The organism is Rhodoferax sp. LS1P39 (assembly GCF_056521425.1).
In genome coordinates this window covers 20075-46442 of record NZ_JBWMAV010000004.1, presented here as the reverse complement: position 1 = coordinate 46442, position 26368 = coordinate 20075, and the positions used below count along the sequence as shown (strand labels likewise).

Annotated in this window: 22 protein-coding genes; 14 read left to right on the top strand and 8 right to left on the bottom strand. The window is 65.6% G+C overall.

All coding sequences use genetic code 11. From position 1 onward, the window contains the following. Positions 1–14: 14 nt before the first annotated feature. Positions 15–539, bottom strand: coding sequence for a gamma carbonic anhydrase family protein (locus AC097O_RS08885; protein ID WP_479592443.1), 525 nt, complete (start codon positions 537–539; stop codon positions 15–17). Positions 540–572: 33 nt separating this feature from the next. Here AC097O_RS08885 and AC097O_RS08880 point away from each other — a divergent pair, with 33 nt between their 5' ends. The 6 genes from AC097O_RS08880 (at position 573) to AC097O_RS08855 (ending at position 8093) form a co-directional block, all read left to right on the top strand. Then, on the top strand, positions 573–1382 hold the full coding sequence (locus AC097O_RS08880; RefSeq protein ID WP_479592442.1) for a ferritin-like domain-containing protein: 810 nt from the start codon (positions 573–575) through the stop codon (positions 1380–1382). 56 nt (positions 1383–1438) lie between these two features. Next, a complete protein-coding gene (locus tag AC097O_RS08875) occupies positions 1439–2689 on the top strand; it encodes an EAL and HDOD domain-containing protein (protein ID WP_479592441.1) in 1251 nt (416 codons plus the stop codon). A 118-nt stretch (positions 2690–2807) separates the two neighbouring features. Beyond that, positions 2808–4088 carry an EAL and HDOD domain-containing protein gene (locus AC097O_RS08870; RefSeq protein ID WP_479592440.1) on the top strand — a complete coding sequence of 427 codons (1281 nt, stop codon included), beginning with the start codon at positions 2808–2810 and terminating at the stop codon, positions 4086–4088. 231 nt (positions 4089–4319) lie between these two features. Then, entirely contained in the window at positions 4320–6494 is a 2175-nt protein-coding gene (locus tag AC097O_RS08865; RefSeq protein WP_479592439.1) for a methyl-accepting chemotaxis protein, read from the top strand. A 140-nt stretch (positions 6495–6634) separates the two neighbouring features. After that, positions 6635–6898, top strand: a complete 264-nt coding sequence (locus tag AC097O_RS08860; protein ID WP_479592438.1) for a hypothetical protein — start codon at positions 6635–6637, stop codon at positions 6896–6898. A gap of 10 nt (positions 6899–6908) precedes the next feature. Continuing rightward, positions 6909–8093, top strand: a complete 1185-nt coding sequence (locus tag AC097O_RS08855) for a low temperature requirement protein A (RefSeq protein ID WP_479592437.1) — start codon at positions 6909–6911, stop codon at positions 8091–8093. 50 nt (positions 8094–8143) lie between these two features. Here the strand turns inward: AC097O_RS08855 and AC097O_RS08850 are convergent, their stop codons facing one another. Then, positions 8144–9337 (bottom strand): aminotransferase-like domain-containing protein, encoded by a 1194-nt coding sequence (locus tag AC097O_RS08850; protein WP_479592436.1) that lies wholly within the window; start codon positions 9335–9337, stop codon positions 8144–8146. A 160-nt stretch (positions 9338–9497) separates the two neighbouring features. On the opposite strand from AC097O_RS08850, the gene AC097O_RS08845 reads away from it, so the two are divergent. Next, the gene (locus AC097O_RS08845; protein WP_479592435.1) at positions 9498–10298 is read left to right on the top strand and encodes an HDOD domain-containing protein; all 801 of its coding nucleotides are present in this window, start codon (positions 9498–9500) and stop codon (positions 10296–10298) included. A 19-nt stretch (positions 10299–10317) separates the two neighbouring features. Next, positions 10318–10974 carry an endonuclease III gene (gene nth / locus AC097O_RS08840; RefSeq protein ID WP_479592434.1) on the top strand — a complete coding sequence of 219 codons (657 nt, stop codon included), beginning with the start codon at positions 10318–10320 and terminating at the stop codon, positions 10972–10974. Here nth and AC097O_RS08835 read toward each other — a convergent pair. The 3 genes from AC097O_RS08835 to cobT form a co-directional block, all read right to left on the bottom strand. Next, positions 10932–12482: a diguanylate cyclase gene (locus AC097O_RS08835; protein ID WP_479592433.1), complete on the bottom strand. Its 1551-nt coding sequence runs from the start codon at positions 12480–12482 to the stop codon at positions 10932–10934. The two genes, nth and AC097O_RS08835, sit on opposite strands and share 43 nt — an antisense overlap. Beyond that, positions 12469–14721, bottom strand: a complete 2253-nt coding sequence (locus AC097O_RS08830; RefSeq protein ID WP_479592432.1) for a sensor domain-containing protein — start codon at positions 14719–14721, stop codon at positions 12469–12471. The genes AC097O_RS08835 and AC097O_RS08830 overlap by 14 nt, the downstream gene beginning before the upstream one ends. 183 nt (positions 14722–14904) lie before the next feature. Beyond that, positions 14905–15924 carry a nicotinate-nucleotide--dimethylbenzimidazole phosphoribosyltransferase gene (cobT, locus tag AC097O_RS08825; protein WP_479592431.1) on the bottom strand — a complete coding sequence of 340 codons (1020 nt, stop codon included), beginning with the start codon at positions 15922–15924 and terminating at the stop codon, positions 14905–14907. Positions 15925–16143: 219 nt separating this feature from the next. Here cobT and AC097O_RS08820 point away from each other — a divergent pair, with 219 nt between their 5' ends. From AC097O_RS08820 to AC097O_RS08795, 6 genes are all read left to right on the top strand, one after another. After that, complete coding sequence (locus AC097O_RS08820) at positions 16144–16911, top strand: lysine/arginine/ornithine ABC transporter substrate-binding protein (RefSeq protein WP_479592430.1); 768 nt, start codon at positions 16144–16146, stop codon at positions 16909–16911. Positions 16912–16991: 80 nt separating this feature from the next. Then, entirely contained in the window at positions 16992–17678 is a 687-nt protein-coding gene (locus AC097O_RS08815; RefSeq protein WP_315183754.1) for an ABC transporter permease subunit, read from the top strand. Between the two features lie 2 nt (positions 17679–17680). Next, positions 17681–18394 (top strand): ABC transporter permease, encoded by a 714-nt coding sequence (locus AC097O_RS08810; protein ID WP_479592429.1) that lies wholly within the window; start codon positions 17681–17683, stop codon positions 18392–18394. Positions 18395–18400: 6 nt separating this feature from the next. Further along, on the top strand, positions 18401–19513 hold the full coding sequence (locus AC097O_RS08805; protein WP_479592428.1) for a succinylglutamate desuccinylase/aspartoacylase family protein: 1113 nt from the start codon (positions 18401–18403) through the stop codon (positions 19511–19513). A 20-nt stretch (positions 19514–19533) separates the two neighbouring features. Further along, the gene (locus tag AC097O_RS08800) at positions 19534–20310 is read left to right on the top strand and encodes an ABC transporter ATP-binding protein (RefSeq protein ID WP_315183762.1); all 777 of its coding nucleotides are present in this window, start codon (positions 19534–19536) and stop codon (positions 20308–20310) included. A 63-nt stretch (positions 20311–20373) separates the two neighbouring features. Continuing rightward, positions 20374–21735 (top strand): esterase-like activity of phytase family protein, encoded by a 1362-nt coding sequence (locus tag AC097O_RS08795; RefSeq protein WP_479592427.1) that lies wholly within the window; start codon positions 20374–20376, stop codon positions 21733–21735. A 1-nt stretch (position 21736) separates the two neighbouring features. Here the strand turns inward: AC097O_RS08795 and AC097O_RS08790 are convergent, their stop codons facing one another. The 3 genes from AC097O_RS08790 to AC097O_RS08780 form a co-directional block, all read right to left on the bottom strand. Beyond that, positions 21737–24085: a putative bifunctional diguanylate cyclase/phosphodiesterase gene (locus tag AC097O_RS08790; RefSeq protein ID WP_479592426.1), complete on the bottom strand. Its 2349-nt coding sequence runs from the start codon at positions 24083–24085 to the stop codon at positions 21737–21739. 32 nt (positions 24086–24117) lie between these two features. Then, complete coding sequence (locus tag AC097O_RS08785; protein WP_479592425.1) at positions 24118–25575, bottom strand: cobyric acid synthase; 1458 nt, start codon at positions 25573–25575, stop codon at positions 24118–24120. 123 nt (positions 25576–25698) lie between these two features. Then, positions 25699–26367: a nucleoside/nucleotide kinase family protein gene (locus AC097O_RS08780; protein WP_479592424.1), complete on the bottom strand. Its 669-nt coding sequence runs from the start codon at positions 26365–26367 to the stop codon at positions 25699–25701. Between the last annotated feature and the right edge of the window lies 1 nt (position 26368).

The following is a 26368-nucleotide window of genomic DNA, read 5'->3' as shown; positions in this document are numbered from 1 at the left end:
GGCCAATATGGGGTTCAGGCCAGCTTTTGCAAGCCGCTCTTGAAGCGCCGGGCGTTGGCTACATAGCCCTGGGCGCTGCGCTGCAGGCCTTCGATTTGCGCCGGGGTCAGCGCGCGCGCCACCTTGGCCGGGCTGCCGATGATGAGGCTGCCGTCGGGGAACTCTTTGCCCTCGGTGACCAGCGCGCCCGCACCCACCAGGCAGTGCTTGCCGATGCGGGCCCCGTTGAGCACCACTGCGCCAATGCCTATCAGCGAGCCGTCGCCCACGGTGCAGCCGTGCAGCATCACCTGGTGGCCGATGGTGACGTTCTCGCCGATGGTCAGCGGCACCCCAACGTCGGTGTGCAGCACGCTCAGGTCCTGCACATTGGAGCCCCGGCCGATGCTGATGCGGTGGTTGTCGCCGCGCACCACCACGCCAAACCAGACGCTGCTGTCTTCGCCCAGCACCACATCGCCCATGACTTCGGCGCTATCGGCCACCCAGGCCGTGGCCGCCACCTGCGGTGCCACCCCCTCCAATGCATACAAAGCCATACCGGTCCTTTTTCAACTTTTACAATTGTAGGTATGAAACTCCGAACCCGCGCCTTGCAAACCCTGTGCCTCACCGATCCAGCACAAAAAGTGGCCTCTGCGCTTATGCTGCAAGCGCAAGCAGCTACGCTTTCAATAGCAAAAACCGATTTTGAACCTTTCGGCGACCCACCCGGTCGCCCGGCCCGGCCGGTGCTGGTGGAGCGGGTGGTGAAGCCGCAGCGCTCGCCCTTCACCCCCGACGGCCTGGCCACGCTGCTGCACACCGTGGCGCATATCGAGTTCAACGCCATCAACCTGGCCCTGGATGCCGCCTGGCGTTTTGACGGCATGCCCGATGCCTTTTACCGCGACTGGGTACGTGTGGCCGCCGAGGAGGCCCACCACTTCAGCCTGCTGCGCACCCACCTGCAAAACCTGCAGGGCCCGGACAACCAGCGCTGGGACTACGGCGACTTCCCCGCCCACGACGGCCTGTGGACGGTATGCGCCGCCACCGCGGGCGACGTGGTGGCCCGCATGGCGCTGGTGCCGCGCACGCTGGAGGCGCGTGGCCTGGATGCCACGCCACTGATCCAGGCCAAGCTGCGCCGGGTGGCCACGCCGCAGGCGCTGCGCGCGGTGGAAATTCTGGAAATCATCTTGAACGACGAGGTCGGCCACGTGGCCATTGGCAACCACTGGTACCGCTGGCTGTGTGAGCGCGACGGCCTGGACCCGGTGGCGCACTACAGGGTGTTGGCCCAGCGCTATGACGCGCCCACACCCAAGCCGCCCTTCAATACCCAGGCGCGTTTGCAAGCCGGGTTCACCGACGAAGAGCTGGCACTTTTGCTGGCATAGTCGGCTATTCCACCGCCTGCTTACAAGTTACCATACGTAACAAATAATACGTCTCCATGTCTCCATCCGATCCCTCTGCTCCTGCCGCCACGCCTGTAGATTCCGGCACGGTGGTCATTGCCCGCCAGCCCATCATGGATGCCCAGCGCGAAGTGGTGGCCTACGAGCTGTTTGACCGCTCCACGGTGTCGCACAACGCGGCCAGCGATGTGGCCCTGGTGTTCAACGCCATGACCCACACCGGCAACGAGTCGCTGGTGGGCAAGATGACCATCTTCGTGAACTGCACGCACGAGAGCCTGTCGGGCGGCCACCTGGACCTGATCCAGCCCGAGAAGGTTGTGCTGGAAGTGGGCCCCGTGCCGGGCCACGCACCCGCCGACATCGCGGCCCGCCAGCAAACCCTGCAGGAGCTGCACCAGCGCGGCTTCAGGCTGGCCTTCAACCACACGGTGCTGGCCCCGGTATACGCCTCGTGGCAGCCCCTGGCCAGCTTCGTCAAACTCGACCTGATGGCCCTCAAGCCCGAGCAGTTGCAGGTCATCGTGGCGGCGGTCAAGGCCCGCACACCGGCGGCGGTGGTGGCCGAAAAGGTGGAAACGGTAGAGCAGTTCAGCGCCCTGCTGTCGTACGGGGCCAGTTTGTTCCAGGGCTACTGGTTTGCCCGCCCGGACGTGATCAAGACCAAGGTGGTCAGCCCCGGCCAGGCCCATGTGCTGCAGCTCATCAACCTGGTGCGCAACCAGGCCAGCACCGACGAGATCGAGGCGGTGCTGAAAAAAGACGCGGTGCTGGGCTTCAACCTGATGCGGCTGATCAACTCGGCCGGCTTTGGCATGGACCGCGAGATCACCTCGTTTCGCCAGGCGGTGATGCTGATGGGGCTGAAAAAGCTATTCCGCTGGGCCGCCCTGCTGCTCACCTCGTCCAAGGCCAGTGGCACGCCCGCCGCGGTGGGCACCATGGCCGTGGTACGCGGGCGCATGATGGAGCTGCTGGCCACCGGCACCCTGAGCCCCGACGAATGCGACGGGGCCTTCGTGGTGGGGATTTTTTCACTGCTGGACGTGATGCTGGGCATGCCGCTGGAGCAGGCGCTGGCCCTGCTGTCGCTGCCCCCGGCGGTGGCCGAGGCACTGCAGCACGGCACCGGCATCTACGGCCCCATGCTGGCCCTGACCAAGGCCTGCGAAAACGACGACGACACCGCCTTCGGTGCCGCCGCCCAGGCCTTGCAATTCAGCAGCCACCACATCAACATGGCGCACATGGAAGCCCTGGTCTGGGCCGACACGCTAGGCATGTAGTACGGATGTAGGCCAAAGCCGCAACATCTGGTAAATCCCCAGTATCCCGCGCCAATGCCGGTGGTTCTTCTCTAGAATGGAAATCAAAGCCGTCGTGGCCCGTAGAACTTACAACGCCATGTCCACCATACCCGACCAACTTCACAGCCTGAGGCACCCCCTGGAACCTGATACCGCCCCCGATAGCCAGGTGCTGATTGCCCGCCAAGCCATCGTGGACGAAAACCGCGCGGTCTTCGGCTATGAGCTGTTTGACCGCTCCAGTCCCGGCCAAAGCCACACCGTCGACAGCGATGCCGCCCTGCTGGTCAACGCCTTGTCGTTTACCGACATCGAAACCCTGGTCGGCAAAAAGCTGGTTTTCATCAACTGCACGCTGGAAAGCCTGGCGGGCGGTCACCTGGAGCTGGTCCACCCCGACAAGGTGGTGCTTGAAGTACCCCCCGTGCCCGGCAGTACCGCCGACGACATCGCCAGCCACGCCCTGGTGCTGGAGGATTTGCGCAAGCGCGGCTTCCGGTTTGCCTTCAACCACACCGTGCTGACCCGGGGCTACGCCTCGTGGCGCGCGCTGGCCTCGTTTGTGAAGCTGGACCTGATGGCGCTCAAGCCCGAGCTGGTGCTGCCCTTCGTCAAGTTCGCCACCGCCAACACCACCGCGCAAATCATTGCCGAAAAGGTTGAAAGCGCCGAGCAGCACCAGCTGCTCACCAGCTACGGCGTGAAACTGTTCCAGGGCTACTGGTTTGCCAAGCCTGCGCTGGTCAAGGCGCAAACCGTGCGCCCCTCGCAGGCCACCATCCTGCAGCTCATCAACCTGGTGCGCAAACAGGCCACCACCGCCGAGATTGAAGAGCTGCTCAAGCGCGACCCCACGCTGTCGTTCAACCTGCTGCGCTTCATCAACTCGTCCGGCTTCGGGCTGAACTGCGAAATCACCTCGTTCCGCCACGCGGTGATGATCCTGGGCCTGCAAAAGCTGTTCCGCTGGGCGGCTTTGCTGATGACCACCTCGCGCGCCGACAAGGACGGCCCCGGCCCGGCGGTCGGCCAGACTGCCGTGGTGCGTGGCAAGCTGATGGAACTGCTGGCCGCCGAAATGCTGGCCCCCGAAGACTGCGACAACGCCTTTGTGGTGGGCGTGTTCTCCATGCTCGACGTGATGCTGGGCGTGCCGCTGGCCAAGGCACTGGAGTCGGTCGCCCTGCCCCAGCCGGTGCTCGATGCCCTGCTGCACCGCACCGGCGTGCTGGCCCCTTTCCTGGCGCTGACCGAAGCCTGCGAAAGCGGCAACGACGAGGTCTTTGCCCGCACCGCTGAAGCCCTGCACCTGTCCAACAAACAGGTTAACTGGGCGCATTTGCAAGCCCTGGCCTGGGCCGAAACCTTGGGTGAATAAGAGGCCCTGGGCGCTCCTGTTTTTAAGTTCAATATCGATAGCTGCTTGTGCTGATTCCATCGGCACAAGCAGCTATTTTTTTGCCTGAAATTAGGGCCAAAAACCAGAAAATGACACCGGCTTGCCAGACTGGCACCCAAATTGCAATCAGGCAATTACGCTTGCATTTTGTAACTTTTATCCACAGCATGGGGGGATGATCCTCCCTGCCGTCGCAACCCGGAAATCCCCATGAACCAGGCCCTGCCTACACCGTCACACCCCCTGTCCCGCCGCGGGTTCCGGATGTCGCTCAACACCAAGATCTGCGTCGCCGCCACCGCGCTGGTGCTGCTGTCTTTGGGGATCACGTCGGCCGCTATCGGCATCAAAAGCAGCGCCAGCGCCGAGGCCGCCACCATGAACCTGGCGCGCACCTCGGCCCGCGAGGCCGCCGGTACGCTGCAAACCCGTATTGCCGCCAATATGGCCACCGTCTCCAGCCTGGCTGCGTCCATGCGCTCCACCCGCCAGGCCCAGTTGCCCATGGCGCGCGAGCAGATCGACGAAATGGTCAAGGCAGCCCTGTTCAGCTCCAGCGACTTCATCGGCGCAGCGGTCACCTGGGAGCCCAATGCGCTGGACGGCAAAGATGCCGAGTACGCAGGCAAGAAGCCCCTGTACGATGCCACCGGCCGCTACATGCCGTACTGGACCCGTGCCGCGGGCGGCGGTGTCAACGTGGAACCCATCGTGTTTGGCACCGACCCCGGTGCCAACGACTGGTACGACGTGCCCAAGGCCAGTGGCAAGCCCTTCTTCACCGAGCCCTACGTCTACCCGATCGACGGCAAGGACGTACTGATGGCCTCGCTGGTCGCGCCCATCCTGGTGGACGGCAAGTTCCAGGGCACGGCCAGCGCCGACTTCACCCTCACCCGCTTCGGCCAGATCCTGGCAGAGCTAAAACCCATCGAGGGCAGCAGCCTGTCGATGCTGTCCAACGGCGGCCTGTATGCCAGCAACCCCGAGGCGGCGCGCATCGGCAAAAAAGCCGACGACATCCCCGCCGAAGGCCTGGAACGCATCCGCCAGGGCCAGCCCTACGAATACCGGGACGCGCAGAACATGGTGCACCTGCTGCAGCCCATGGCCGTGACCGCCGACACCGCACCCTGGAGCGTGCGGGTGAGCTTTCCGCGCAGCGTGGCCACCGCCACGGCCCGCGACCTGCTGCAATACACGCTGATCGTGGCACTGATCTGCGCCATCGCCACCGCGCTGATCCTGGTGGCGGTGGTGTACCGGCTGACCCGCCCGTTGCGCACCCTGAGCCAGGCCATGACCGGCCTGGCCAGCGCCGATGCCGACCTCAGCGTCAAGCTGGAGGTGCAAGGCCACGACGAGCTGGCCACCATCGGCACCGGCTTCAACCAGTTCGTGGCCAAGATCCACACCGTGCTGCAAAAGGTGCACCACAGCGCCGACAGCGTGGCCAACGCCAGTGCCGAAATCGCCCACGGCAACAACGACCTGTCGGCCCGCACCGAGCAACAGGCCAGCGCCCTGGAGCAGACCGCCGCCTCGATGGAAGAACTCAGCGCCACCGTGCGGCAAAACGCCGACAGCGCCCAGCAGGCCAACCAGTTGGCGCTGACGGCTTCCAAGGTGGCCGTGCAAGGCGGCGCGGTGGTCGGCCAGGTGGTGGAAACCATGAAGGGCATCAACGACGCATCCCGCCGGATTGCCGACATCATCAGCGTCATCGACGGCATCGCCTTCCAGACCAACATCCTGGCGCTCAATGCCGCCGTGGAAGCTGCCCGCGCGGGCGAGCAGGGCCGCGGCTTTGCGGTGGTGGCCAGCGAAGTGCGCAGCCTGGCGGGCCGCTCCGCCGAGGCTGCCAAGGAGATCAAGACCCTGATCACCGCCAGCGTGGCACGGGTCGACCAAGGCACGGCCCTGGTGGACCAGGCGGGCACCACCATGACCGAGGTGGCCGACAGCATCCGCCGGGTGACCGAGATCATGGGCGAGATCAGCGCCGCCAGCCAGGACCAGGCCCTGGGTGTCACCCAGGTGGGCGAAGCCGTGCGGCAGATGGACCAGGCAACCCAACAAAACGCGGCCCTGGTGGAAGAAATGGCCGCCGCCGCCAGCGGCCTGAAGGCGCAGGCGCAGGACCTGGTGCAGACCGTGGCCGTGTTCAAACTGGGGGGCGACGGGCACCCGACCGCCGCCCCGCGCCGCGCCGCCAGCCCAGCCCCCGTGGCCAAGCCACCGGCCCGCCCTCTGGCGGCCCCGACCCGCCCGGCCCTGGCCCAGCGCACCTCCGCGCCCGCACGGATCACCGCCCAGCCCGCCAAGGCCCTGGCCAAACCGCCCGCCAGCAAGGCCGAAAACGAGGGCGACTGGGAAACCTTTTAATACATTGATCCGGCCCAAGGCTCGCCTCTAAAGCCCTCTTTTTTGCTACTATAAACATAGCTTCTTGCGCTTGTACTACCTGCGCAAGAAGCTTTTTTTATATAAATTTCAACCTGCAAAAATTCTCAGAAGGACGCTCCATGCACACCGTATTCGTCGTAGCCGGAGGTTTCTCCCTGCTCCTTACATGCCTGCTGCTGGGCCACGCATTTGGCGATGGCATGCCCGGCCTGGTGGTGGGGGCCAAAGTCTTTATTCCGCTGTGGCTGGTGGGCGCGGCGGTCAATATGGCGATTGGTGTCATGGGTGCGGGCTACTCCGTGGCCGAAGAAGCGCCCATCTTCCTGGGCATTTTTGCCGTGCCGGCCATGGTGGCAGCGGTGCTGGCCTGGAAACTGGCTTGATCGGCAGCGCATGACAAGCCACGCATCCACCCCTAGCGGCCGCAGCCTGCTGCGCCTGCGCAGCGACGGCGGCAAGGTCGAGATGGTCGAACTGTTTTTCGACCTGGTTTTCGTCTTCGCCATTACCCAGCTCTCGCACGGGCTGCTAGCCGAGTTGAGTTGGCACAACACACTGCGCATAGCCGTGCTGCTGCTGGCGGTGTGGTGGGTGTGGATCTGCACCTCGTGGGTCACCAACTGGCTGGACCCGAACCGCCCGCCGGTGCGCAGCATGCTGTTTGTGCTGATGCTGGCCGGGTTGGTGCTGTCGGCCTCCATCCCCGAAGCCTTTGGTGGCAAGGGTTGGGCCTTTGCGCTGGCCTATGTGGGCATGCAGGTAGGCCGCACCTTGTTCACCCTGTGGGCCGTGCGGGGCGAGCGCCAGAGCCTGGTACGCAATTTCCAGCGCATCCTGGTGTGGATGTTGCTCGCGGGTGCCTGCTGGCTGGCGGGTGGCTACAGCGACGGCTCTACCCGGCTGGCATGGTGGGGTCTGGCACTGATGATCGACTTTGCGGCACCCTGGTGCTTTTACGGGGTGCCCGGCCTGGGCCGCGCGAGCCTGCAGGACTGGGACGTAGACGGCAACCACATGGCCGAGCGCTGCGCGCTGTTTGTCATCATCGCCCTGGGCGAGTCGCTGCTGGTCAGCGGTGCGACCTTTGCCACCCACGCCTGGACCGGCCACAGCCTGCTGGCCTTCATCACCACGTTTGCGGGCACGGTGGCGATGTGGTGGCTGTACTTTTCCATCGGGGCCGAGCAGGGCCACCACAGCATCGTGCACTCCGAGCAAGCCGGTCGCCAGGCCCGCGTGGCCTACACCTACATGCACATCCTGATCGTGGCCGGCATCATCGTCTGCGCCGTGGCCGATGAGCTGGTGCTGGCCCACCCCGACCACGCCGACAACCCGGCCATGGTGGCCATCCTGGGTGGCCCGGCGCTGTACCTGCTGGGCACGGCCTTGTTCAAGTGGGTGACCGCGACGCGGGCCTATCCGCCGCTGTCGCACGCCGTGGGGCTGCTGTTGCTGGGCCTGCTGTGCATTCCGGCCAGCCAGCACGCGTTCAGCGCCATGGGGCTGTCGGCAGCCACCGCCGCCGTGCTGTGGGTGGTGGCGATCTGGGAATCGCGCTCGCTGCGCAAAAAATAAGCCAAATCGGCCTCTAGCGCTTATTCCATAAGCGCTAGCAGCTATTTAAATTATAGTGCCTGGCCCAGCCGGGCAATGCCTTCTTCGATCTTCTCCACACCCACCGTGGCAAAGCTCAGGCGCAGGGTAGACACATTGGGGTCGTGAGCGAAGAACGGCGCGCCGGGCACAAAAGCCACTAGCTTCTCGATGGCGCGCTTGGCAAAGGCGCTGGCATCGCGCCCTTCGGTCAGGCGGGCCCAGAAGAACATGCCGCCCTGCGGGGCGTTGTAGGTGATGGCACTGCCCAGCTCGCGCTGCAGGCTGGCGGCCATGACGCGGGCGCGCTCGGCGTAGGTGCTGCGCACCACGGCCAAGGTGCTGTCCAGCCGGTTCAGGGTGAGGTAGTGGGCGGCGGTGGCCTGGGTCAGGTTGCTGGTGTGGGCATCGCTGAACTGCTTGCACATGGTGGCGGCGGCCAGCAGCGCGGGCGGGGCAATCATCCAGCCCACGCGCAGGCCGGGGCTCAAAATCTTGCTCATCGAGCCGCAGTGCACCAGCCATTCGCGGCTGCCGGGCACGTCGTCGCTCAGGGCCAGCATGCTGGGGGGCGGTGGCTGGTCGAAGTACAGCTCGCCGTAGGGGTCGTCCTCCACCACCAGGGTCTGGGTGCGCACCGCAATCTCCAGGATGCGCTTGCGCCGCTCCAGGCTCAGCGTGGCACCGCTGGGGTTGCCGAAGGTGGGGATCAGGTAGACCAGTTTGGGCTTGTGCTGGTCGATGAGCTTTTCCAATGCGTCCACGTCCACGCCGTTCGCGTCGATGGGTGCGCCAATCAGCTTGGCACCGTACAGGCGGAAGCACTGGATGGTGGCCAAAAAAGTGGGCGCTTCCACGATCACCGTGTCGCCGGGGTTGATCATGGTCTTGCCCACCAGGTCCAGCGCCTGCTGGCTGCCGGTGGTGACGATCAGGCCGTCCGGGGCCACGGTGGCGCCTTTGTGGGCCATGAAGCGGCTGAGCTGCTCGCGCAGCGGGTTGAAGCCCTCGGTGGCACCGTACTGCAGCACCGGGCCGGGGTTGGTGGCCAGCACGGCGGCGGTGGAGGCGGCAATGCCCTCCACATCGAACAGCGCCGGGTCGGGGAAGCCGCCCGCAAAGCTGATGATGCCGGGCGTGCCCAGCAGCTTGAAGAGTTCGCGGATGGCGGAGGTTTCGACGTTTTGGAGGCGCTGGGCGAACGGTAGGGAAACAGGCAATGGCATGGGGATTTACTCGCTTTCGGGTCGCTATTGTCGCCAATCAGTACGCAGGATTCCTGCACGTAGCGAATGCTGGTTTTACATACCCAAAAGCGCCCCATAAATCGTTCAGAATGGGGTTCGATGTAACCAATTAATTCCAATTTAAAACACAGGACGCACCATGCCCGACATCGCTGTATTTTTCCAGACGGTCAAGTTGCCCGTCATGTCCGAGGTCGGCCAGGCGCTGATCCGCACGCTGAACGACGAAGATGCCACAGGCCCGCAGGTGGCGGCCATCATCGCCAAAGACTCCACGCTCACCGCCAAGCTGCTGCGCCTGGCCAACAGCGCCAGTTTTGGCCTGAGCCGCAGCGTCAGCTCGATCAACGAGGCCATCAGCCTGGTGGGCATGGGCCGGGTGCGCACCCTGGGACTGGCGGCCTCCATGGGCGATGCCTTTCCGATGGTGCCGGGCTTGAGCCAGGCCGACTTCTGGCGCAGCTGCATGGTCAGCGCGGGCTATGCGCAGTGGCTGGCGGCCCACCTGGGGCTGGACGGCAGCGAAGCCTGGCTGGCCAGCATGATGGTGCGCCTGGGCGAGCTGATGATTGCCCAGGTGCAGCCCGCCAGCCTGGAGGAGATCGAACGCCTGCCGCGCCAACCCGGTGGCCGCTGGGAGCGCGAAGTGCGCCTGACCCAGTTCAGCGAAGGCCAGATCACCGCCGAGCTGGCCCGCCGCTGGAACTTCCCCGCCGAGATCGTGCGCGCGCTGGACACCTGCGCCGAGCCCATGGAAGCCAAGCCCTTCAACCGCCTGGGGGCCATCGTCCACCTGGCCATGCTGCTGGCCGACATGCCCCCCGGCGGCCCGGAGATGCTGGACGGCCTGCCCGAAGACGTGGTGAAGGCTTTGCAGCTGAACCCCGAGTGGATGCGCGCCAAGTTCCCGCTGCCCGATTCATTTATCCAGGTGAACTAATCTGCGGCATCATTCCTGCATGAAACGCGACGCTATTGCCGGATTTTTTGCCACCCTCCAGGCCGCCAACCCGATGCCGGTGACCGAGCTGGAGTACACCAGTGTGTTCGAGCTGCTCACCGCCGTGCTGCTGTCGGCCCAGGCCACCGACGTGGGGGTCAACAAGGCCACCCGCAAGCTCTTCCCCGTAGCCAACACCCCCCAGTCCATCCTGAACCTGGGGCTGGACGGGCTGGAGGGCTATATCAAGACCATCGGCCTGTACCACAGCAAGGCCAAACACCTGCTGCAAACCTGCCAGATGCTGGTGCAACTGCATGGCGGCCAGGTGCCGCGCAGCCGCGAGGCCCTGGAGGCCCTGCCCGGCGTGGGCCGCAAGACGGCCAATGTGGTGCTCAACGTGGCGTTTGGCGAGCCCACCATGGCGGTGGACACGCATATCTTCCGCCTGGGCAACCGCACCGGGCTGGCCCCGGGCAAGACCCCGCTGGAGGTGGAAAAAGGCCTGGTAAAGCGCATTCCACCCGCGTACATGGTGGACGCGCACCACTGGCTGATTTTGCATGGCCGCTACGTCTGCCAGGCCCGCAAGCCGCTGTGCTGGCAGTGCGGCGTGGCGCAGTTTTGCGACTTTCAGCCCAAGACCTTGGCTTCGGCCGGGGCGGCGGCAGGCTGAGTTTCAAACAGCAGCACCATCAGCCAGCCGTCGCTGTACGAGGTTTCCAGCAACCTGAACCAGCGGCCGTCGCACATGTCCACCATGAAGCTGCGCTGCGGCTGGCGGCGCCGCTTGCCGTCCGCCGCGCGCAGCCAAGCTTCGACATCGTCGGTGGTGATGCGCGGACCCACCCGGTGCGCGTAAGCGTGGCGCACGATGTCGGCAAAGCCCAGGGCTTCGGGCGGCACGGCAAAAACCTGCAAAAACGCGGCATTCGCCACCGCCAGCCGGTCCGCCGGGTCAAACAGCGCAAACGGGGCATCGGCAATGTCCAAGCCCGCCAATAGCTGAGACACCCGCAACGGGTCGGCCAGCGCCGCCGGGGTGCTGTAGCTAGGCCGGGCAACGATGGGTGCCAGCGCACCGGGCTGGGTGGCGGCATCTTCACCCAGCACCATCACGCAGTCGCGGCCGCGGTGCTTGGCGCGGTACAGCATCTGGTCGGCCAGGCGCAGCCAGGCTTCCACGGTGGGGACATCGGCGGTGAGCTCGGCCACGCCGAAGCTGGCGGTGACCAGCACGCCGTCCAGCAGCGGCTGGTCGTGCAGGTTGCGGCGCAGGCGGTCCAGCACATCGCGGGCGGCGCTGGCCGAGGTCATGGGCAGCAGCAGGCCAAACTCTTCACCACCGTAGCGGCCACAGACATCGGTTTCCCGCAGCACCCGTTGCAGGGCGGTGGCAAAGCGGCGGATCGCCTGGTCGCCCGCGGCGTGGCCGTGCAGGTCGTTGATGCGCTTGAAGTGGTCCAGATCGGCCATCACCAGCACAGCGGGCTGGCTCTGGCGGCGAAACCGGGCGAACTCGGAGCGCACCAGTTGCTCCCAGTGGCTGCGGTTGTACAGGCCCGATAGACCGTCATGCTGGCTTTGGTGCTCCAGCACCTGGCTTTGTTTTTTGAGCCGGTGGATGGCCTTGCGGGCGATGTGGCTGATCAAGATCGGCTGGCAAACCAGCAGCGGCAGGCAGGCCAGCACGGTCCAGCGGGTGGCATCGGGCTGCAGCTGCAGGCCGAACAAGGCCAGGCCCAGCAGCACACCCAGGGCCTGCAAGGCCAGGCCGCGCAGCACCAGGCGCACCCCGCCCCCGGCCATGGTGTCCATGCTCAGCAGGCTGACGGTGAGCACGCTGGGCAGCAGGTTGAACTGCATCAGCACCATCCACACGCCACCGAAAAAATGGTCGGCCAGCAGGTTGCGGCGCTCGGCCTCGCGCGGGTTGGCTGCACGGCTTGCCAGCCACCAGGCTATGTGCGGGCCCGCAAAACAGTGCAGGGCCGGGCCGATCCACATCCAGGCGGGTGCACCGTTCTGCACAAACACCGCGCCGGTCATCACAAACCCCAGAGCCAGCCCGACCATGCGCGAGAAATAGCTGCGGCGCGCGAAACCCAGGTGGTTTTGCAATGCCTCCGGTGACGGTTCACGGGCCAGGCTGGGCATGGGCAATACGGCTTCAGGGCCCGGCATCGGAACACCGCGAGGCCAGCCACTGTTCCAGCCCGTCGGCGGGCAGTGGGCGGGCGTACAAATAGCCTTGCAGCACCCGGCAACCCCGGGTGGTCAAAAATGCGGCCTGCATGGCGGTTTCCACGCCTTCGGCTACCACCACCAGGTCCAGGCCGTCGCCGATGCGCAGCACGGTGTTGGTCAACGCGCGGGCGGCGGCGTTGTCGGCCAGATCCTGCACAAAGCTTTTGTCCAGCTTGAGCTCATGGATCGGCAGGCGGTGCAGGTAGCCCAGCGACGAATAGCCGGTGCCGAAGTCGTCCAGCGACAAGTGCACACCCAGGGCCTGCACCGCGTCGATGGTGGCACGCACGCCTGCGGTGGTGTCCATGACCACGCCTTCGGTCATCTCCAGCGTCAGGTCCTGCGGGCGCAGGCCATGCTGGCGCAGCAGCTCGGCTACCAGCGCGGGCAGGCCGGGGTTCTGGAAATTGCGGGCCGACACGTTCACCGCCATCCGGGGCACGACCACGCCCCGGGCGCGCCAGTCGGCCATCTGGCGGCAGGCTTCGCCCAGGCCCCAGCGGCTGAGTTCGTCGATCAGCCCGCATTCCTCGGCCAGCGGAATGAACTGGTCGGGTGGCACCGCGCCGCGTTGCGGATGGTTCCAGCGGGCCAGCGCTTCCACGCCGTACAGCACCGAGCCCGCCGGGCCGCTGACCTGCGGCTGGTAGTGCAAATGCAGTTCCCCTTGGCGCAGCGCTGCGCGCAGGTCGGCCTCCAGCGACAGGCGTTCCAGCGTGCGGCGGTTCATGGCATCGTTGAAGAAGCGCAGGCAGCCGCGCCCGTCGCGCTTGGCCTGGTGCATGGCCAGGTCGGCCTGGCGCAGCAGGGAGTCAAAGTCGAGCCCGTCCTCGGGGAACATGGCCACCCCCACGCTGGCATTGGGGTGCATGGTGACACCCGAGGGCAGGCCCAGCGGCGCAGCGATGGCGGCCAGCAGCCGCTCGGCGGCAATGGCCGCCTGCTCGGTGCTGCACTCGGTCAGCACCGCCACAAACTCGTCGCCCGCCTGGCGGCCCACCAGGTCGCGGCCCCGCACCTCCTGGCTGAGGCGGTTGGCGATTTCGCGCAGCAGCACGTCGCCTGCGCCGTGGCCCTGCTCTTCGTTGACGTGCTTGAAGCGGTCGATGTTGATGAACAGCATGGCCAGTGGCTCGTTGGCGCGCTGGGCCTCGGCCACCGCCCGCTCGGCCTTGGTGCGCAGCATCTTGCGGTTGGGCAGGCTGGTGAGTGCGTCAAAAAACGCCAGTTGGTGGATATGGGCACGGGCTTCTTCGCGCTCCATGGCCAGTGCGCACAGGTGCAGACTGACATCCACCAGCCGCTGGTGCAGGGCATCGGGCCCGCGCCGGGTGCGGTAGTAAAACGCAAAGGTGCCCAGCACCCGGCCATCGTGGGCCTTGATGGGGCTGGACCAGCAGGCCACGAGCCCGTGGGCCAGCACCAGTTCTTTGTACGGGGCCCACAGCGGGTCGGTGGCAATGTCGAGCACGGTTACCGGCTCGCCGCGCCAGGCCGCCGTGCCACACGAGCCCACGTCCGGGCCGACGGCCAGGCCGGTAATGGCATGGGAGAACGCGACAGGCAGGCTGGGCGCGGCCATGGGCTGCAATTGCCCCTGCGCATCCACCGCCAGGATGGAAGCCGCCACCTCGGGCGCGATGCGCTCCACCTCGCGGCAGACCAGGGCCATCAGTTGCGACAAAGGCAGCTCTTCGGCCATGGCGTGCAGCAGCTTGTACTGCAGCACCTCGTGCATCTTGGTCTGGGTGATGTCGGCCAGCACGCCCACCACGCCCGTCAGCGTGCCGTCGGCATCAAACAGGGGGTTGGCCACCACCGACACCCACAGCGGCCGCCCGGCCTTGGTGTAGAGCAGGATGTCGGCCCGCCCCCCACCGGGCTGCAGCAGCTCGCGCTTGATGCGCTCCACCACCTGCATGTCGGTATGCGGCCCGGCCAGGGTCGCGCTGACGGTATGGCCCCGCACCTCGTCCAGGGTGTAGCCAAACATGCGGGTAAAGCCCGCGTTGGCGAAGGTGATGCAGGTGTCTGGCCCGCCTACGATGAAGGCGTTGTTGCTCTGGTTGACCACCTCCAGCAACTGGTGCAAGGGGTCTTGCGGGACATGGCCATAGCCGCCACCCGCCGGGTCGGCCTCTGGAGCAATTACCGCAAGCAGACGTGAAGTGGACATGGCCGCATTGTGGAAGTATTCAATCCAGTTTACCAACCGGCATGCGCAATAGTGGACAAGTTTGGGCTACCTCCCACTGGGCAAACCCTTGCCGTGCCGCCTTAGGCCTGTTGCCGCATGTCTAAGCAGTCAGGCATCGAATGGGCCTCTAGCGCCCATTCCATAAGCACAAGCAGCTACTGATTAAATAGCATCCACACCGGCCGACGCAAAACTGGCCATCTCGGCCAGCACCAGGCAGGCCGACTGCAGCATCGGCCAGGCCAGCGCCGCGCCCGAGCCCTCGCCCAGCCGCAGGCCCATGTCCAGCAGCGGCTGCGCACCCAGGTGGTGCAGCATCTGGCTGTGGCCGCGCTCGCCCGAGCGGTGCGCAAACACGCAGCGCTGCAGCACCAGCGGCTGCAGGGCGTGCGCCACCAGCACCACCGCGGTGGTGATGAAGCCGTCCACCACCACCACCCGCCGCTCCTGCGCCGCCTGCAGCACCGCACCCAGCATGGTGGCCATCTCGAAGCCGCCAAACACTTCCATCGCGTGCAGCGGGTCAAGCACCGCCGCGTGGCGCTCCAGCACCTGGGCCAGCACCGCCACTTTGCGCTGCAGGCCGGCATCGTCCAGCCCGGTACCCGCGCCAGTGCACTCGGCAATGGGCAGGCCGGTGAGGCGCGCCATCAGCAGCGACGCGGCCGAGGTATTGCCAATCCCCATCTCGCCCAGCAGCAGCACATTGCCCGGCAGGCCTTTGACAATGGCGCGGCCCTGGGCTACGGCGCGTTCGCAGTCCAGCGCGTCCATGGCGGGGCCCTCCAGGCTGTCGGCGGTGCCGTAGGCAATTTTGTAATCCAGCAGGCCGGGGCGTGGGGTGAAGTCGTGGCGCACGCCGCAGTCCACTACCGTCAGGGCGATGCCGTGCTGGCGCGCCAGCACGCTGACGCAGGCGCCGCCCGCCAAGAAGTTCTCCACCATCTGCCAGGTCACATCGCTGGGGTAGGCCGACACGCCGCGCGCCGCCAGCCCGTGGTCGCCCGCAAACACCACCAGTTGCGGCTGCACCAGTTGGGGGGACTCGGTGCCCAGGATCTCACCCAGCTGCAGGGCCAAGGTTTCCAATCGGCCAAGCGAGCCCAGGGGCTTGGTTTTCTGGTCGAGCTTGGCTTGCAGGGCCAGACGCAAGGCGGGATGGGACAGATCGGACAAGGTCATACAAAGGGGCTCACGGTTCGAAACAAAAGTCGCCGACATTACATGAAAAACCCTGTATTACCCCGCCTAATGCATGCGCTGGTATAAGAATTGCGTTCGCTTCCAAAGCGCTGTTAAGGGCAAACACCAGCAAACGTGCACCAATCTGGAACCTAGAATTTATAGGTTATTGTGTACAGACACAGCCACTTTTCGTAACTGAATTACCAGGAAACATTGATGAAAAAAATTGTTCTGACCTTCGCACTCACCGCACTGGCTGCGGCCGCATTCGCCCAGGGCAAAGACCTCAAAGTGGCCATCGACCCAACCTACGAACCCTTCACCTTCAAGACCGCCGACGGCAAGCCCACCGGTTTTGACGTGGACATCGCCCTGGCCCTGTGTGAACAGCTCAAGCGCAAATGTGTGTTTGTCGAACAGGTCTGGGACAGCATGATTCCCGGGCTGCAGGCCAAGAAATACGATGCGGTCATCAGCTCCATGTCGATCACGGAAGACCGCCTCAAGGTGGTGGACTTCACTGATAAGTACTACAAGACGCCGAGCAAGATCGTCGTGAAGAACGACATCAAGTTCACCGACCTCGCCTCGCTCAAGGGCAAGAAAATCGGTGTTCTCAAAGGCAGCACACAAGAGAAGTACGCCAATGGCGAACTCAAGAAAGCCGGCGTCATCGTCACCCCTTACGAAGCGCAGGACCAGGTCTACCTCGACATCAAGGCCGGCCGACTGGACGGCACCGTGGCCGATATCGTGGAAGTCACCGGTGGCTTCCTGAGCAAACCAGAAGGCAAGGACTACGGCGTAGTGGGTGATGCGCTGTTGATCCCCAAGTACTTCGGTAACGGGGTGGGTGTCGCCCTGCGCAAGGGTGACAAGGCCCTGAAGGACGAGTTGAACGGCGCCATCAAGGCCATCCGCGCCAACGGCACCTACAAGACCCTGAACGACAAATACTTCAAGTTCGACGTATACGGCGCTTAATAAGCCCTAGCCTGCTGTTGCCGTGGTCAGGTTGCGCTGCAGCCGCCACGGCTTGTTTTTTTCTTCCCGGGGCACTCCTCTTGAACGATTACTACTGGTCCATATTGAACGGCGCGGTGCTGACCGTCGGGGTGTCCCTGGCGGCCCTGGTGGTGTCGGTATTGCTGGGCCTGATCGGCGCTGCGGCCAAGCTGTCGGGCCGCCCGCTGCTAGTGATTCCCGCCACGCTGTACACCACCGTCATCCGGGGCATCCCCGATCTGGTGCTGATGCTGCTGGTGTTCTACGGCGGCACGATTGGTGTGAACACCCTGCTGGAGATGGCGGGCAGCGAAGCCACCCTCGACCTGAACCCGTTTTTTGCCGGTGTGCTGACACTCGGCTTCATCTATGGCGCCTACATGACCGAGACCTTTCGCGGGGCCATCATGGCCATTCCGCGCGGCCAGTTTGAAGCCGCCGCCGCGTTCGGCATGGCACCCCGGCAAACCTTTTTGCGCATCACCGCGCCGCAGATGATCCGCTACGCCCTGCCCGGCTTTACCAACAACTGGCTGGTGCTGATCAAGTCCACCGCCCTGGTCAGCCTGATCGGCCTGCAGGAAATGACCTACCTGGCCAAGCAGGCCAGCGCTGCCACCCGGTCGCCGTTTGCCTACCTGCTGTTTGCGGGTGCGCTGTTTCTCATCTTCACCTGGGCCTCGCTGGTCGTGCTGCGCAAACTCAACGCACGCTACAGCCTGGGCACCAAACGGATTGCGTTTTAACCATGAACTGGGAAGTCATATTCAGTGCCGAGAGCCTGGCCATGTTTGGCGAAGGCATCGTCACCACGCTGACCCTGCTGTTTGCGTCCGTCGCCATCGGGGCTGTGCTGGCCGTGGCCTTTGCCCTGGCACTCACCAGCAACAACAAGCTGCTGGCGGGCGTGGTGGGGGCCTATACCTTTGTGGTACGCGGCACGCCGCTGCTGATCCAGGTGTATCTGATCTATTACGGCCTGGCCCAACTGGAGTGGATCCAGGCCCACTGGGATACGGTGTGGCCCCTGGTGTATTTCAAGAACGCTTTCTTCTGCGCCCTGCTGGCGTTTGCCCTCAACACCGCGGGCTACACCGCCGAGATGCTGGCCGGATCGATCCGCGAAACCAATGCGGGCGAGATCGAAGCCGCCCAGTCGTTGGGCATGAGCCGCTTCAAGATTCTGCTGCGCGTGGTGCTGCCCAGCGCCATGCGCCGCACCCTGCCCGCCTACAGCAACGAAGTGGTGATGATGCTGCAAAGCACCAGCCTGGCCAGCGCCGTACCGGGCCTGCTGGACATCACCGCCGCCGCCAGCCGCATCTACTCCGACTTCTACCTGCCGTTTGAAGCCTACCTGTTTGCCGCCGCCCTGTACCTCATTGGCACATTCGCCCTGATTGCGCTGTTCCGGATGGCCGAAAAGCACTTCCTGGCCTACCTGGCCCCGCGCAAACACTAAACATTTATGCACCGTACCGACCATGTCCTGCGCAGCCAAAGCATTGGCAGCCAGAAGACCCTGAGCAGCTTCCATTTCGGCACCCCCGGTGCCCGCCCCAAGGTCTATATCCAGGCCAGCCTGCATGCCGAAGAGCTGCCCGGCATGCTGGCCGCCTACCACCTGCGCCGCCTGCTAGAACAGGCCGAGGCGCAAGGCCAGATCCAGGGCGAGATCATCCTGGTGCCGCTGGCCAACCCCATCGGGCAGGCGCAGCGGGTCGACCACAAACCCATGGGCCGGTTCGACCTGAACACCTCCGAGAACTTCAACCGCCACTTCCCCGATCTGTGCGCCGCCGTGCTGCCGCTGGTCGAGGGCCAGTTGGGGCCGGACGCTGCCACCAACGTGGCCACCATCCGCGCGGCCATGGCCGCGCACCTGGATAGCTGGCAGCCCGCCACCGAACTCGCCAGCCAGCGCAAACGCCTGGTCAGCATGGCCTTCGATGCCGACGTGGTACTGGACCTGCACTGCGACCTGGAAGCCGTGATGCACTTGTACGCCGAAACACCTTGCTGGCCAGCGCTGGAGCCTCTGGCGCGTTTGCTGGGTGCCCAGGCCGTGCTGCTGGCCAAGAACTCAGGCGGCCTGTCGTTTGACGAAAGCCTGTCGGGTGCCTGGTGGCAGCTGGCCGAGAAACTGCCCTTCCCCATCCCCCAGGCCTGCGCCAGCACCACGATCGAGCTACGCGGCGAAGCCGACATCAGCCACGCCCTGGGCCAGGCCGATGCCGGTGCGATTTTTGGCTACCTGCAGCACCTGGGTGTGCTGGGTGGCGAACCGCCGGTACTGCCCGAACTGGCCTGCGCCGCCACACCTTTGGCCGGTGCGCAGTATGTGAAGTCCCCCGTGCCGGGCGTGCTGGTGTTTGCCGCCCAGCCGGGCGACCGCCTGGCCCTGGGCCAGTTGGTGGCCGAAATCATCGACCCCATTAGCGGCCATGTGCACGCTCTGCGCGCCGAAGTGCCCGGCGTAATGTACGCCCGCACCACCGAGCGCTACGCCTCCCCCGGTGACGACCTGGCCAACATCGCGGGCAGCGTGCCCTTTCGCACCGGCAACCTGCTGGGCGCATAAATTCTTGAAATGACTTTTCTATGACCACCCAGCCCCTCAAACTCCAGGCCATCGACATCCACAAGAAGTTTGGCTCCAACGAGGTGCTCAAGGGCGTTTCGCTGGAAGCCCGCGCGGGCGATGTGATCAGCATCATCGGCAGCTCTGGCTCCGGCAAGAGCACGTTTTTGCGCTGCATGAACCTGCTGGAAAAGCCCAACGCTGGCCGCATCATCGTGGCCGGTGAAGAGCTCAAGCTGGTGGCCGACAAAAACGGCGAGCTGATCGCCGCCGAGGCCAAGCAACTGCAGCGCATGCGCACCAAGCTGGCCATGGTGTTCCAGCACTTCAACCTCTGGGCGCACATGACGGTGCTGCAAAACATCATCGAAGCCCCCATCCACGTGCTGGGCGTGCCCAAGGACGAGGCCATTGCCCGTGCCCGCAAGTACCTCAAGTTGGTCGATCTGGGCCAGAAGGAAGATGCCTACCCCGCCCACATGAGCGGCGGCCAGCAGCAGCGCGTGGCGATTGCCCGCTCGCTGGCGATCGAGCCCGAGGTGATGCTGTTCGACGAGCCCACCAGCGCCCTCGACCCCGAGCTGGTGTCCGAGGTGCTACGCGTGATGCAGACCCTGGCCCAGGAAGGCCGCACCATGGTGGTGGTAACCCACGAAATGGGCTTTGCCCGCGAAGTGGCCAACCATCTGATCTTCCTGCACAAAGGCCTGATCGCCGAGCAAGGCGTGCCGCGCGAAGTGCTGACCCAGCCCAAGAGCGAGCGGCTGCAGCAGTTCCTCTCGGGCAGTTTGAAGTAAAAGCGTCACACGGTTGACACCTGGGCGGCGCACACTGCGCGGTTTGCCTCCCAGGAAACCACCGTGCAACTTAGCTTTTCGACCCTTGCCGCAGCCGCCTGCCTGGCATGCGCCGCTGCCACCGCCCAACCCGTTTTCGTCAACGGCATTGCCATCCCCGGCCAGACGCTGGATGCCACCGGGGTGCCCGGTGCCAACCAGGGCCGCCTGGGCTTTTTTTCGGACATCTACTTTGACCCGCAGCGCAACGCCTGGTGGGGCCTGTCCGACCGGGGGCCGGGCGGTGGCCTGATCGACTACGCCACCCGGGTGCAGCGTTTCACGCTGGAGATCGATCCCGCCAGCGGCGCGATTGCCCGCTTCCAGGTGGCGCAAACCGTGCTGTTCACCGATGCGCAGGGCAAAGCCTTCAACGGCCTGGCCCCACAGCCCGCCAACACCCTGGGCCGGGCACTGGACCCCGAGGGCCTGGTGGTGCACCCGCGCACCGGGCACTTTTTGGTGTCAGATGAATACGGTCCGTCGCTCTATGAATTCAACGCTACGGGCCAGTTTGTGCGGGCCTTCACCATTCCCGCCAAGCTGCTGCCGCGCAACGCCGCCACCGGCGTGGCCAACCACGATGGCGACACCGGCAACACGGCGGGCAAGCGGCACAACCGGGGCTTTGAGGGCCTGGCCATCAGCCCCGACGGAGCCTTTGCCTATGCCATGCTGCAAAGCCCCATGCTGGACGAGGGTGGTGCCAAGGATGGCCGGTTTGCCCGCATCGTGAAGTTCGACACCGCCACCGGCCAGGCCGTGGCGCAGTACGCCTACCTGCTGGACCGGGCGGGCCAAGGCCAAGGTATCTCGGCACTGGTGGCCATCAACCACGACAGCTTCTGGGTACTGGAGCGCAACAACCGGGGCGTGGGTGCCGGTGCCACGCTGGCCACGCCCGACAAACGCGTCTACCGCATCAGCCTGGCCGGGGCCAGCGATGTGTCGAACACCACCTTGCCTGCGACCGGAGATACGCTGCCCACCGGCGTGGTGGCCGTCACCAAGAGCGCCAGCGTCATCGACCTGGCCGCCAACACCCTGCCTGCACTGGGCAAGCTGTCGCCCGAAAAATGGGAAGGCCTGGCGATTGGCCCGCAGCTGCCCGATGGCCGCTTCCTGCTGCTGGCCGGTACCGACAACGACTACAGCGTGACCCAAACCGGCAGCGGCGCGCAGTTCGACGTGTACTTCAAGATGGACGCGCCCGACCCGCTGGCCGCCTCCATCCAGTGCCCGCTGGACCAGACCACCGGCTGCACCTTCACCACCGGCGGCGCGGCGGCTACGTTGACAGCAGCCTACACCCTGCTGCCCGGCGTGTTGCACGCCTATACCGCCACGCCGGCCGACCTGGCCGGGTACCTGCGGCCGGGGCGATGAATCAAGCGGGTTGCGGCGGCCAGGCCGTGATGTAGCGCCGGGCCTGCGCCGCGTCCATGGGCTCGGCAATCCAGTAGCCCTGGGCCTGGGCGCAACCCATGCGGCGCAGCAGCTCGAACTGGGCAGCGGTTTCCACCCCTTCAGCATTGGTTTCCAGGTGCAGGGCCTGGGCCAGCTGGATGATGGTTTGCACGATCGCCGCCGCACCGGTGTCCCCCATGGTGCTGTCCAAAATGCTGACAAACGAACGGTCGATCTTGAGCTTGTCCAATGGAAAGCTGCGCAGATAGGCCAGGCTGGAGTACCCCGTGCCAAAGTCGTCCAGCGCCACCCGCACCCCCTTGCCGCGCAGCGCGTGCAGCACCTGCATCCCGGCCTGGCTGTCCTGCATCAGGGTGGACTCGGTGATTTCCAGCTCCAGCCGCGCGCTCGGCAGGCCACTGTGCTGCAAGGCGCTGTCCACCACTGCCAGCACATCGGCCTGGCCAAACTGCACCGCCGATAGATTCACCGCCACCCGCAGGTGCGCGGGCCAGATCACCGCGTCCACACAGGCCTGGCGCAACACCCAGGCCCCCAGCGGCACGATCAACCCGCTTTCCTCGGCCACGGTGATGAATTCCAGTGGCGACACCAGCCCGCGCTGCGGGTGCTGCCAACGCACCAGCGCCTCGAAGCCCAGCAGCGCGCCGGTGGCCAGGTGCACCTGCGGCTGGTAATGCAGCACGAATTCACCGCGCTGCAAGGCCAGGCCCAGGTCGCTCAGCAGTGCCAGGTGCTGCTGGGCGCGCAAGGCCATGGCCGGATCAAAAAACCGCAAGGTGTGGCGGCCTGCGGATTTGGCGGCGTACAAGGCCATGTCGCACACCTTCAGCAACTGCTCGGCGGTATCGGCATCGGCGGGTGCAAAACCTACGCCAATGCTGGCCTGCACCGCGATGCGGTGGCCATCGGCCATCCACGGCTGGGCCAGTACGGCCTGGAGCTGGGTTCCCAGGCGCTCGGCCAGGGGCCGCTCCATCACGCCCGGCACCAGCACGGCAAATTCATCGCCGCCCAGGCGGGCCAGCAGGGTCAGCGGGTCCACCACCGACTGCAGGCGTTGCGCCACGGTCTGCAGCAACTGGTCGCCCACGGCGTGGCCAAGCGAGTCATTAACAGCCTTGAAGTTGTCCAGATCCAGCAGCAGCAAGGTGCACGGCCCGGCGGTGATGGCGGGCGCGAAATAGCCTGCCAGCCGCTTGCCGAACTGGTAGCGGTTGGCCAGCCCGGTCAGGGTGTCGATATGCGCCAGGCGGGCCATTTCCATTTCGCGCTGGCGGGCGGCAGTCACGTCAGAACCCACGCCACGCCAGCCCTGCCACTGGCCCGCACCGTCGCGCAGGGGTTTGGCCGTCAGCGACCACCATTGCAGCTGCCCGGCCACCCGCGCAGGCACCAGCACACCCCGAAACGGCTGCTGTTGCACCAGGCATTGCTCCAGCACCCGGAACATGGCTGCATGCACGGGTGCCATCTGCGGCGACAAGGCTGCCATGCGCTGCACCAGGTGCTGGCCCTGCAGCTCGCTCGGGGACACGCCCATGGCCTGCGCCAGACGCTGTGACACATGGCGCAGGCAGCCTTGGCGGTCGGTCTCCCACAGCCAGTCGCTGGCGTGCTCCTCGAAGTCGTTGAGCAGCAGGCCGACGAGCTGGTTCTGGCGCTCGATCTCGGCCTCGAACTTCAGGCCGTTCAAGAACATGCGCGAGGTCATCAAGGTGGTGCTCCAGACCACCACCGCATAAAACGCCAGCAGGCCGGTCAGGTAGGTGTAGATCGGCTCCGGGCGGCTGGAAAACAGCACGGCCAAACCGGCGCACAAAATGCAAGACCACAGAATGGCGGCCTGGGGCAGACAGCTGTACATCCAGCTGCCCATGCCGATGAAGGCGGCCAGCACGGCGGTCAGCAGCAGGCGGCCATCGCCATCGGCAGCGGTATACAAATAGCCCGACATCAACAAAAACGCCAGCGCCGATACGGCAATGTCTGCCACCAGCAGCCGCACCGCGCGCAGCGACATGGGGGTTGAAGGCTGCACCTCCCGCCGCAGCCACCACAGCCCGGCATTGCCCAGGGCGATGGCCGAGACCAGCAGCGTCCAGCCCGCCAGTACCCAAGCGTCCACCTGGCCCCAAAACACCAAGGCCAGCACCAGGGCGCTGAATATGTTGCCTATGGTGCTCAACGGCAGTTGACGCACCACCGCATGGAACTGGCGGCCCCGGTGGATGGCCGCCTGCTCGGCAGAGGCCGCAGGGTCGCGCCAGCAGGCAATCAGCCAGTCGGTGAACGGAAATTTATGCATACGCTGCGGCCATGGTGACCCAGTGTAAACAGCTATCGGCAGATTATTCCATCTAAAAATCCAGCCTGGAAATGGGCCTGGACATAGTCGGCCAGCCCATCGAACACCGCGTCCAGCGTGGGCACGGTGGCCCCGAACAGGGCTTGCAGCGCGGCCGGGTCTTCCAGCAGGCCGTGCAGGTACAGGCCCAGCACATTGCCCGCCGCGTTTTGCCAGGCCAGGCCCTCGGGCAACACCGCCCGGGCCACATCGCCGCCTTTGGCCATGGCCTCGTGCTGCTGGGTCTGGCCGTGGTGGATTTCATAGCCCGCCACCGCCACCCCGGCCAGCGCGGCCCAGGGGCCTTTCATGTCCGGGGCGAAGCGGGTGTGCCGGTGCTGCACGGTTTTTTGCACTTCAAACTGGGTGACCAGCGGCAGCAGGCCCAGGCCGGGCGCATTGCCATCGATGCCGTGCAGGTCGATCAGCGCCTCGCCCAGCATCTGCAGGCCGCCGCAGATGCCCAGCACCGCACCGCCACGCGCCGCATGCGCGGTGATGGCCGCGTCCAGCCCCTGCTGGCGCAGCCAGGCCAGGTCGCCGCTGGTGTGTTTGGAGCCGGGAAGAATGACCCAGTCGGCTCCGGCCAGATCGGATGGGCTGCGCGCCCAGACCAGGCGCACGCCGGGCACGTTTTTGAGCGGCTGGAACTCGTCCAGATTGCTGATGCGCGGGTAGGCCACCACGGCGATGGTGCGGGTGACCGTGCCACTGGCGCGGCTGCGGTCGTCGAAAACCCCGTCTTCTTCCGGCAGGCCGTGCTGCCACCACATCGGCAAGGTGGCCACGGTGGGCACGCCGGTCAGGTCCTGCAGCATCTGCGGGGCCGGGGCGAGCAAGCGGGCATCGCCACGGAACTTGTTCAGCACAAAGCCGTGCAGCAGCGCCCGGTCAACGGGGGGCAGCAGCGCCCAGGTGCCGTACAGGTGGGCAAATGCGCCACCCCGGTCGATGTCGGTGACCAGCAGGCAGCGCGCATCGGCATGCCGGGCCACGCGCATGTTGACGATGTCGCTGCTGCTGAGGTTGATCTCGGCCGGCGAGCCCGCGCCTTCGATCACCACCACGTCATATTCGGCCCGCAATTCATCCAGCGCCTGGGCCACCACCGGCCAGACGCGGGCGCTGCGGCTGCGCCAGTCCATGCCGGTCAGCTCCGCATTCACCTCGCCCAGCAGCACCACCTGGCTGTGGGTGTCGCGCTCGGGCTTGAGCAGCAGCGGGTTCATGCGCACCTCGGGCACAGCGCGGGCGGCCAAAGATTGGAAATACTGGGCGCTGCCGATCTCTCCATTGCCAACGACTCTGGCGTTGTTGCTCATGTTCTGCGCCTTGAACGGCGCAACCCGCAGCCCCTGGCGGGCGTAGTAGCGGCACAGCGCGGTGGTCAACCAGCTTTTGCCAGCACCGCTGGTAGTGCCCAGCACCATGGTGCAAACAGCGAGGGTCATGGGGTGGAATCTAAAAAATATAAGAAATTGGCCTCTAGCGCTTATTTCATAAGCACAAGCAGCTACCAATACAATAGCATAAGCACATCCACCCTGAAGGCTGCACGGCAGCCCTACTGGGGGTTACGCATTCGGCAGCAGGCCGTCGGCGCGTTCCCGGGTCTGGGCCACGGTGTCGGCGTTGAGCCCGTCGTTCTGCGCCACCCGGGCCTCGGCCTGCGCCACGCTAAAGCCCCAGGCCGCCTGGTGGCGGGCCACCAGGCGCTGCATCGCCACCTCCATGGGGACGTCCAGGTACCAGCAGGCATCCAGCAGGCCGTGCAGGTTCCAGCCGTGGTCGCGGTGCAGCAGGTACAGGCCTTCCACCAGCACCAGCCGGGTGGCCGGGCCGACCGCGACGGCATCCTCCTGCGGGTCGCCCACGCCGTGGTCGAACGCGGGCCACAGCACCGGGGCGGCACCGGGTTGCAGCGGGGCATCGCGCAGCGCGGTGATGCGGGCGGCCAGCCCGGCGGGGTCGAAGGTCCAGGGCGCGCCACGCCGGGCCAGGGCCGCCGCCGGATCGGGCATCAGCGCCAGGGCCGCGCGGCTCAGGTGAAAGCCATCCATGCCCAGCGCCTGCACCGTGCCCGGCCCGGCCTGGGCGTTGACCGCGTCGGCCAACTGGTGGGCAATGGTGCTTTTGCCGGAACCCGGCAGGCCAACGATGCCCACCACCGTGCGGCGGCTGGGGTGGGCCTGCAGTAAGGCAAGGAGTTCGGCGGCGGGTTGCTGGAGAGTGGGAATAGTCATA

Bases quoted from the DNA above. Each gene is read 5' to 3' on its own strand.
- AC097O_RS08885 (WP_479592443.1), bottom strand. From the start codon at position 539: ATGGCTTTGTATGCATTGGAGGGGGTGGCACCGCAGGTGGCGGCCACG.
- AC097O_RS08880 (WP_479592442.1), top strand. From the start codon at position 573: ATGAAACTCCGAACCCGCGCCTTGCAAACCCTGTGCCTCACCGATCCA.
- AC097O_RS08875 (WP_479592441.1), top strand. From the start codon at position 1,439: ATGTCTCCATCCGATCCCTCTGCTCCTGCCGCCACGCCTGTAGATTCC.
- AC097O_RS08870 (WP_479592440.1), top strand. From the start codon at position 2,808: ATGTCCACCATACCCGACCAACTTCACAGCCTGAGGCACCCCCTGGAA.
- AC097O_RS08865 (WP_479592439.1), top strand. From the start codon at position 4,320: ATGAACCAGGCCCTGCCTACACCGTCACACCCCCTGTCCCGCCGCGGG.
- AC097O_RS08860 (WP_479592438.1), top strand. From the start codon at position 6,635: ATGCACACCGTATTCGTCGTAGCCGGAGGTTTCTCCCTGCTCCTTACA.
- AC097O_RS08855 (WP_479592437.1), top strand. From the start codon at position 6,909: ATGACAAGCCACGCATCCACCCCTAGCGGCCGCAGCCTGCTGCGCCTG.
- AC097O_RS08850 (WP_479592436.1), bottom strand. From the start codon at position 9,337: ATGCCATTGCCTGTTTCCCTACCGTTCGCCCAGCGCCTCCAAAACGTC.
- AC097O_RS08845 (WP_479592435.1), top strand. From the start codon at position 9,498: ATGCCCGACATCGCTGTATTTTTCCAGACGGTCAAGTTGCCCGTCATG.
- nth (WP_479592434.1), top strand. From the start codon at position 10,318: ATGAAACGCGACGCTATTGCCGGATTTTTTGCCACCCTCCAGGCCGCC.
- AC097O_RS08835 (WP_479592433.1), bottom strand. From the start codon at position 12,482: ATGCCGGGCCCTGAAGCCGTATTGCCCATGCCCAGCCTGGCCCGTGAA.
- AC097O_RS08830 (WP_479592432.1), bottom strand. From the start codon at position 14,721: ATGTCCACTTCACGTCTGCTTGCGGTAATTGCTCCAGAGGCCGACCCG.
- cobT (WP_479592431.1), bottom strand. From the start codon at position 15,924: ATGACCTTGTCCGATCTGTCCCATCCCGCCTTGCGTCTGGCCCTGCAA.
- AC097O_RS08820 (WP_479592430.1), top strand. From the start codon at position 16,144: ATGAAAAAAATTGTTCTGACCTTCGCACTCACCGCACTGGCTGCGGCC.
- AC097O_RS08810 (WP_479592429.1), top strand. From the start codon at position 17,681: ATGAACTGGGAAGTCATATTCAGTGCCGAGAGCCTGGCCATGTTTGGC.
- AC097O_RS08805 (WP_479592428.1), top strand. From the start codon at position 18,401: ATGCACCGTACCGACCATGTCCTGCGCAGCCAAAGCATTGGCAGCCAG.
- AC097O_RS08800 (WP_315183762.1), top strand. From the start codon at position 19,534: ATGACCACCCAGCCCCTCAAACTCCAGGCCATCGACATCCACAAGAAG.
- AC097O_RS08790 (WP_479592426.1), bottom strand. From the start codon at position 24,085: ATGCATAAATTTCCGTTCACCGACTGGCTGATTGCCTGCTGGCGCGAC.
- AC097O_RS08785 (WP_479592425.1), bottom strand. From the start codon at position 25,575: ATGACCCTCGCTGTTTGCACCATGGTGCTGGGCACTACCAGCGGTGCT.
- AC097O_RS08780 (WP_479592424.1), bottom strand. From the start codon at position 26,367: ATGACTATTCCCACTCTCCAGCAACCCGCCGCCGAACTCCTTGCCTTA.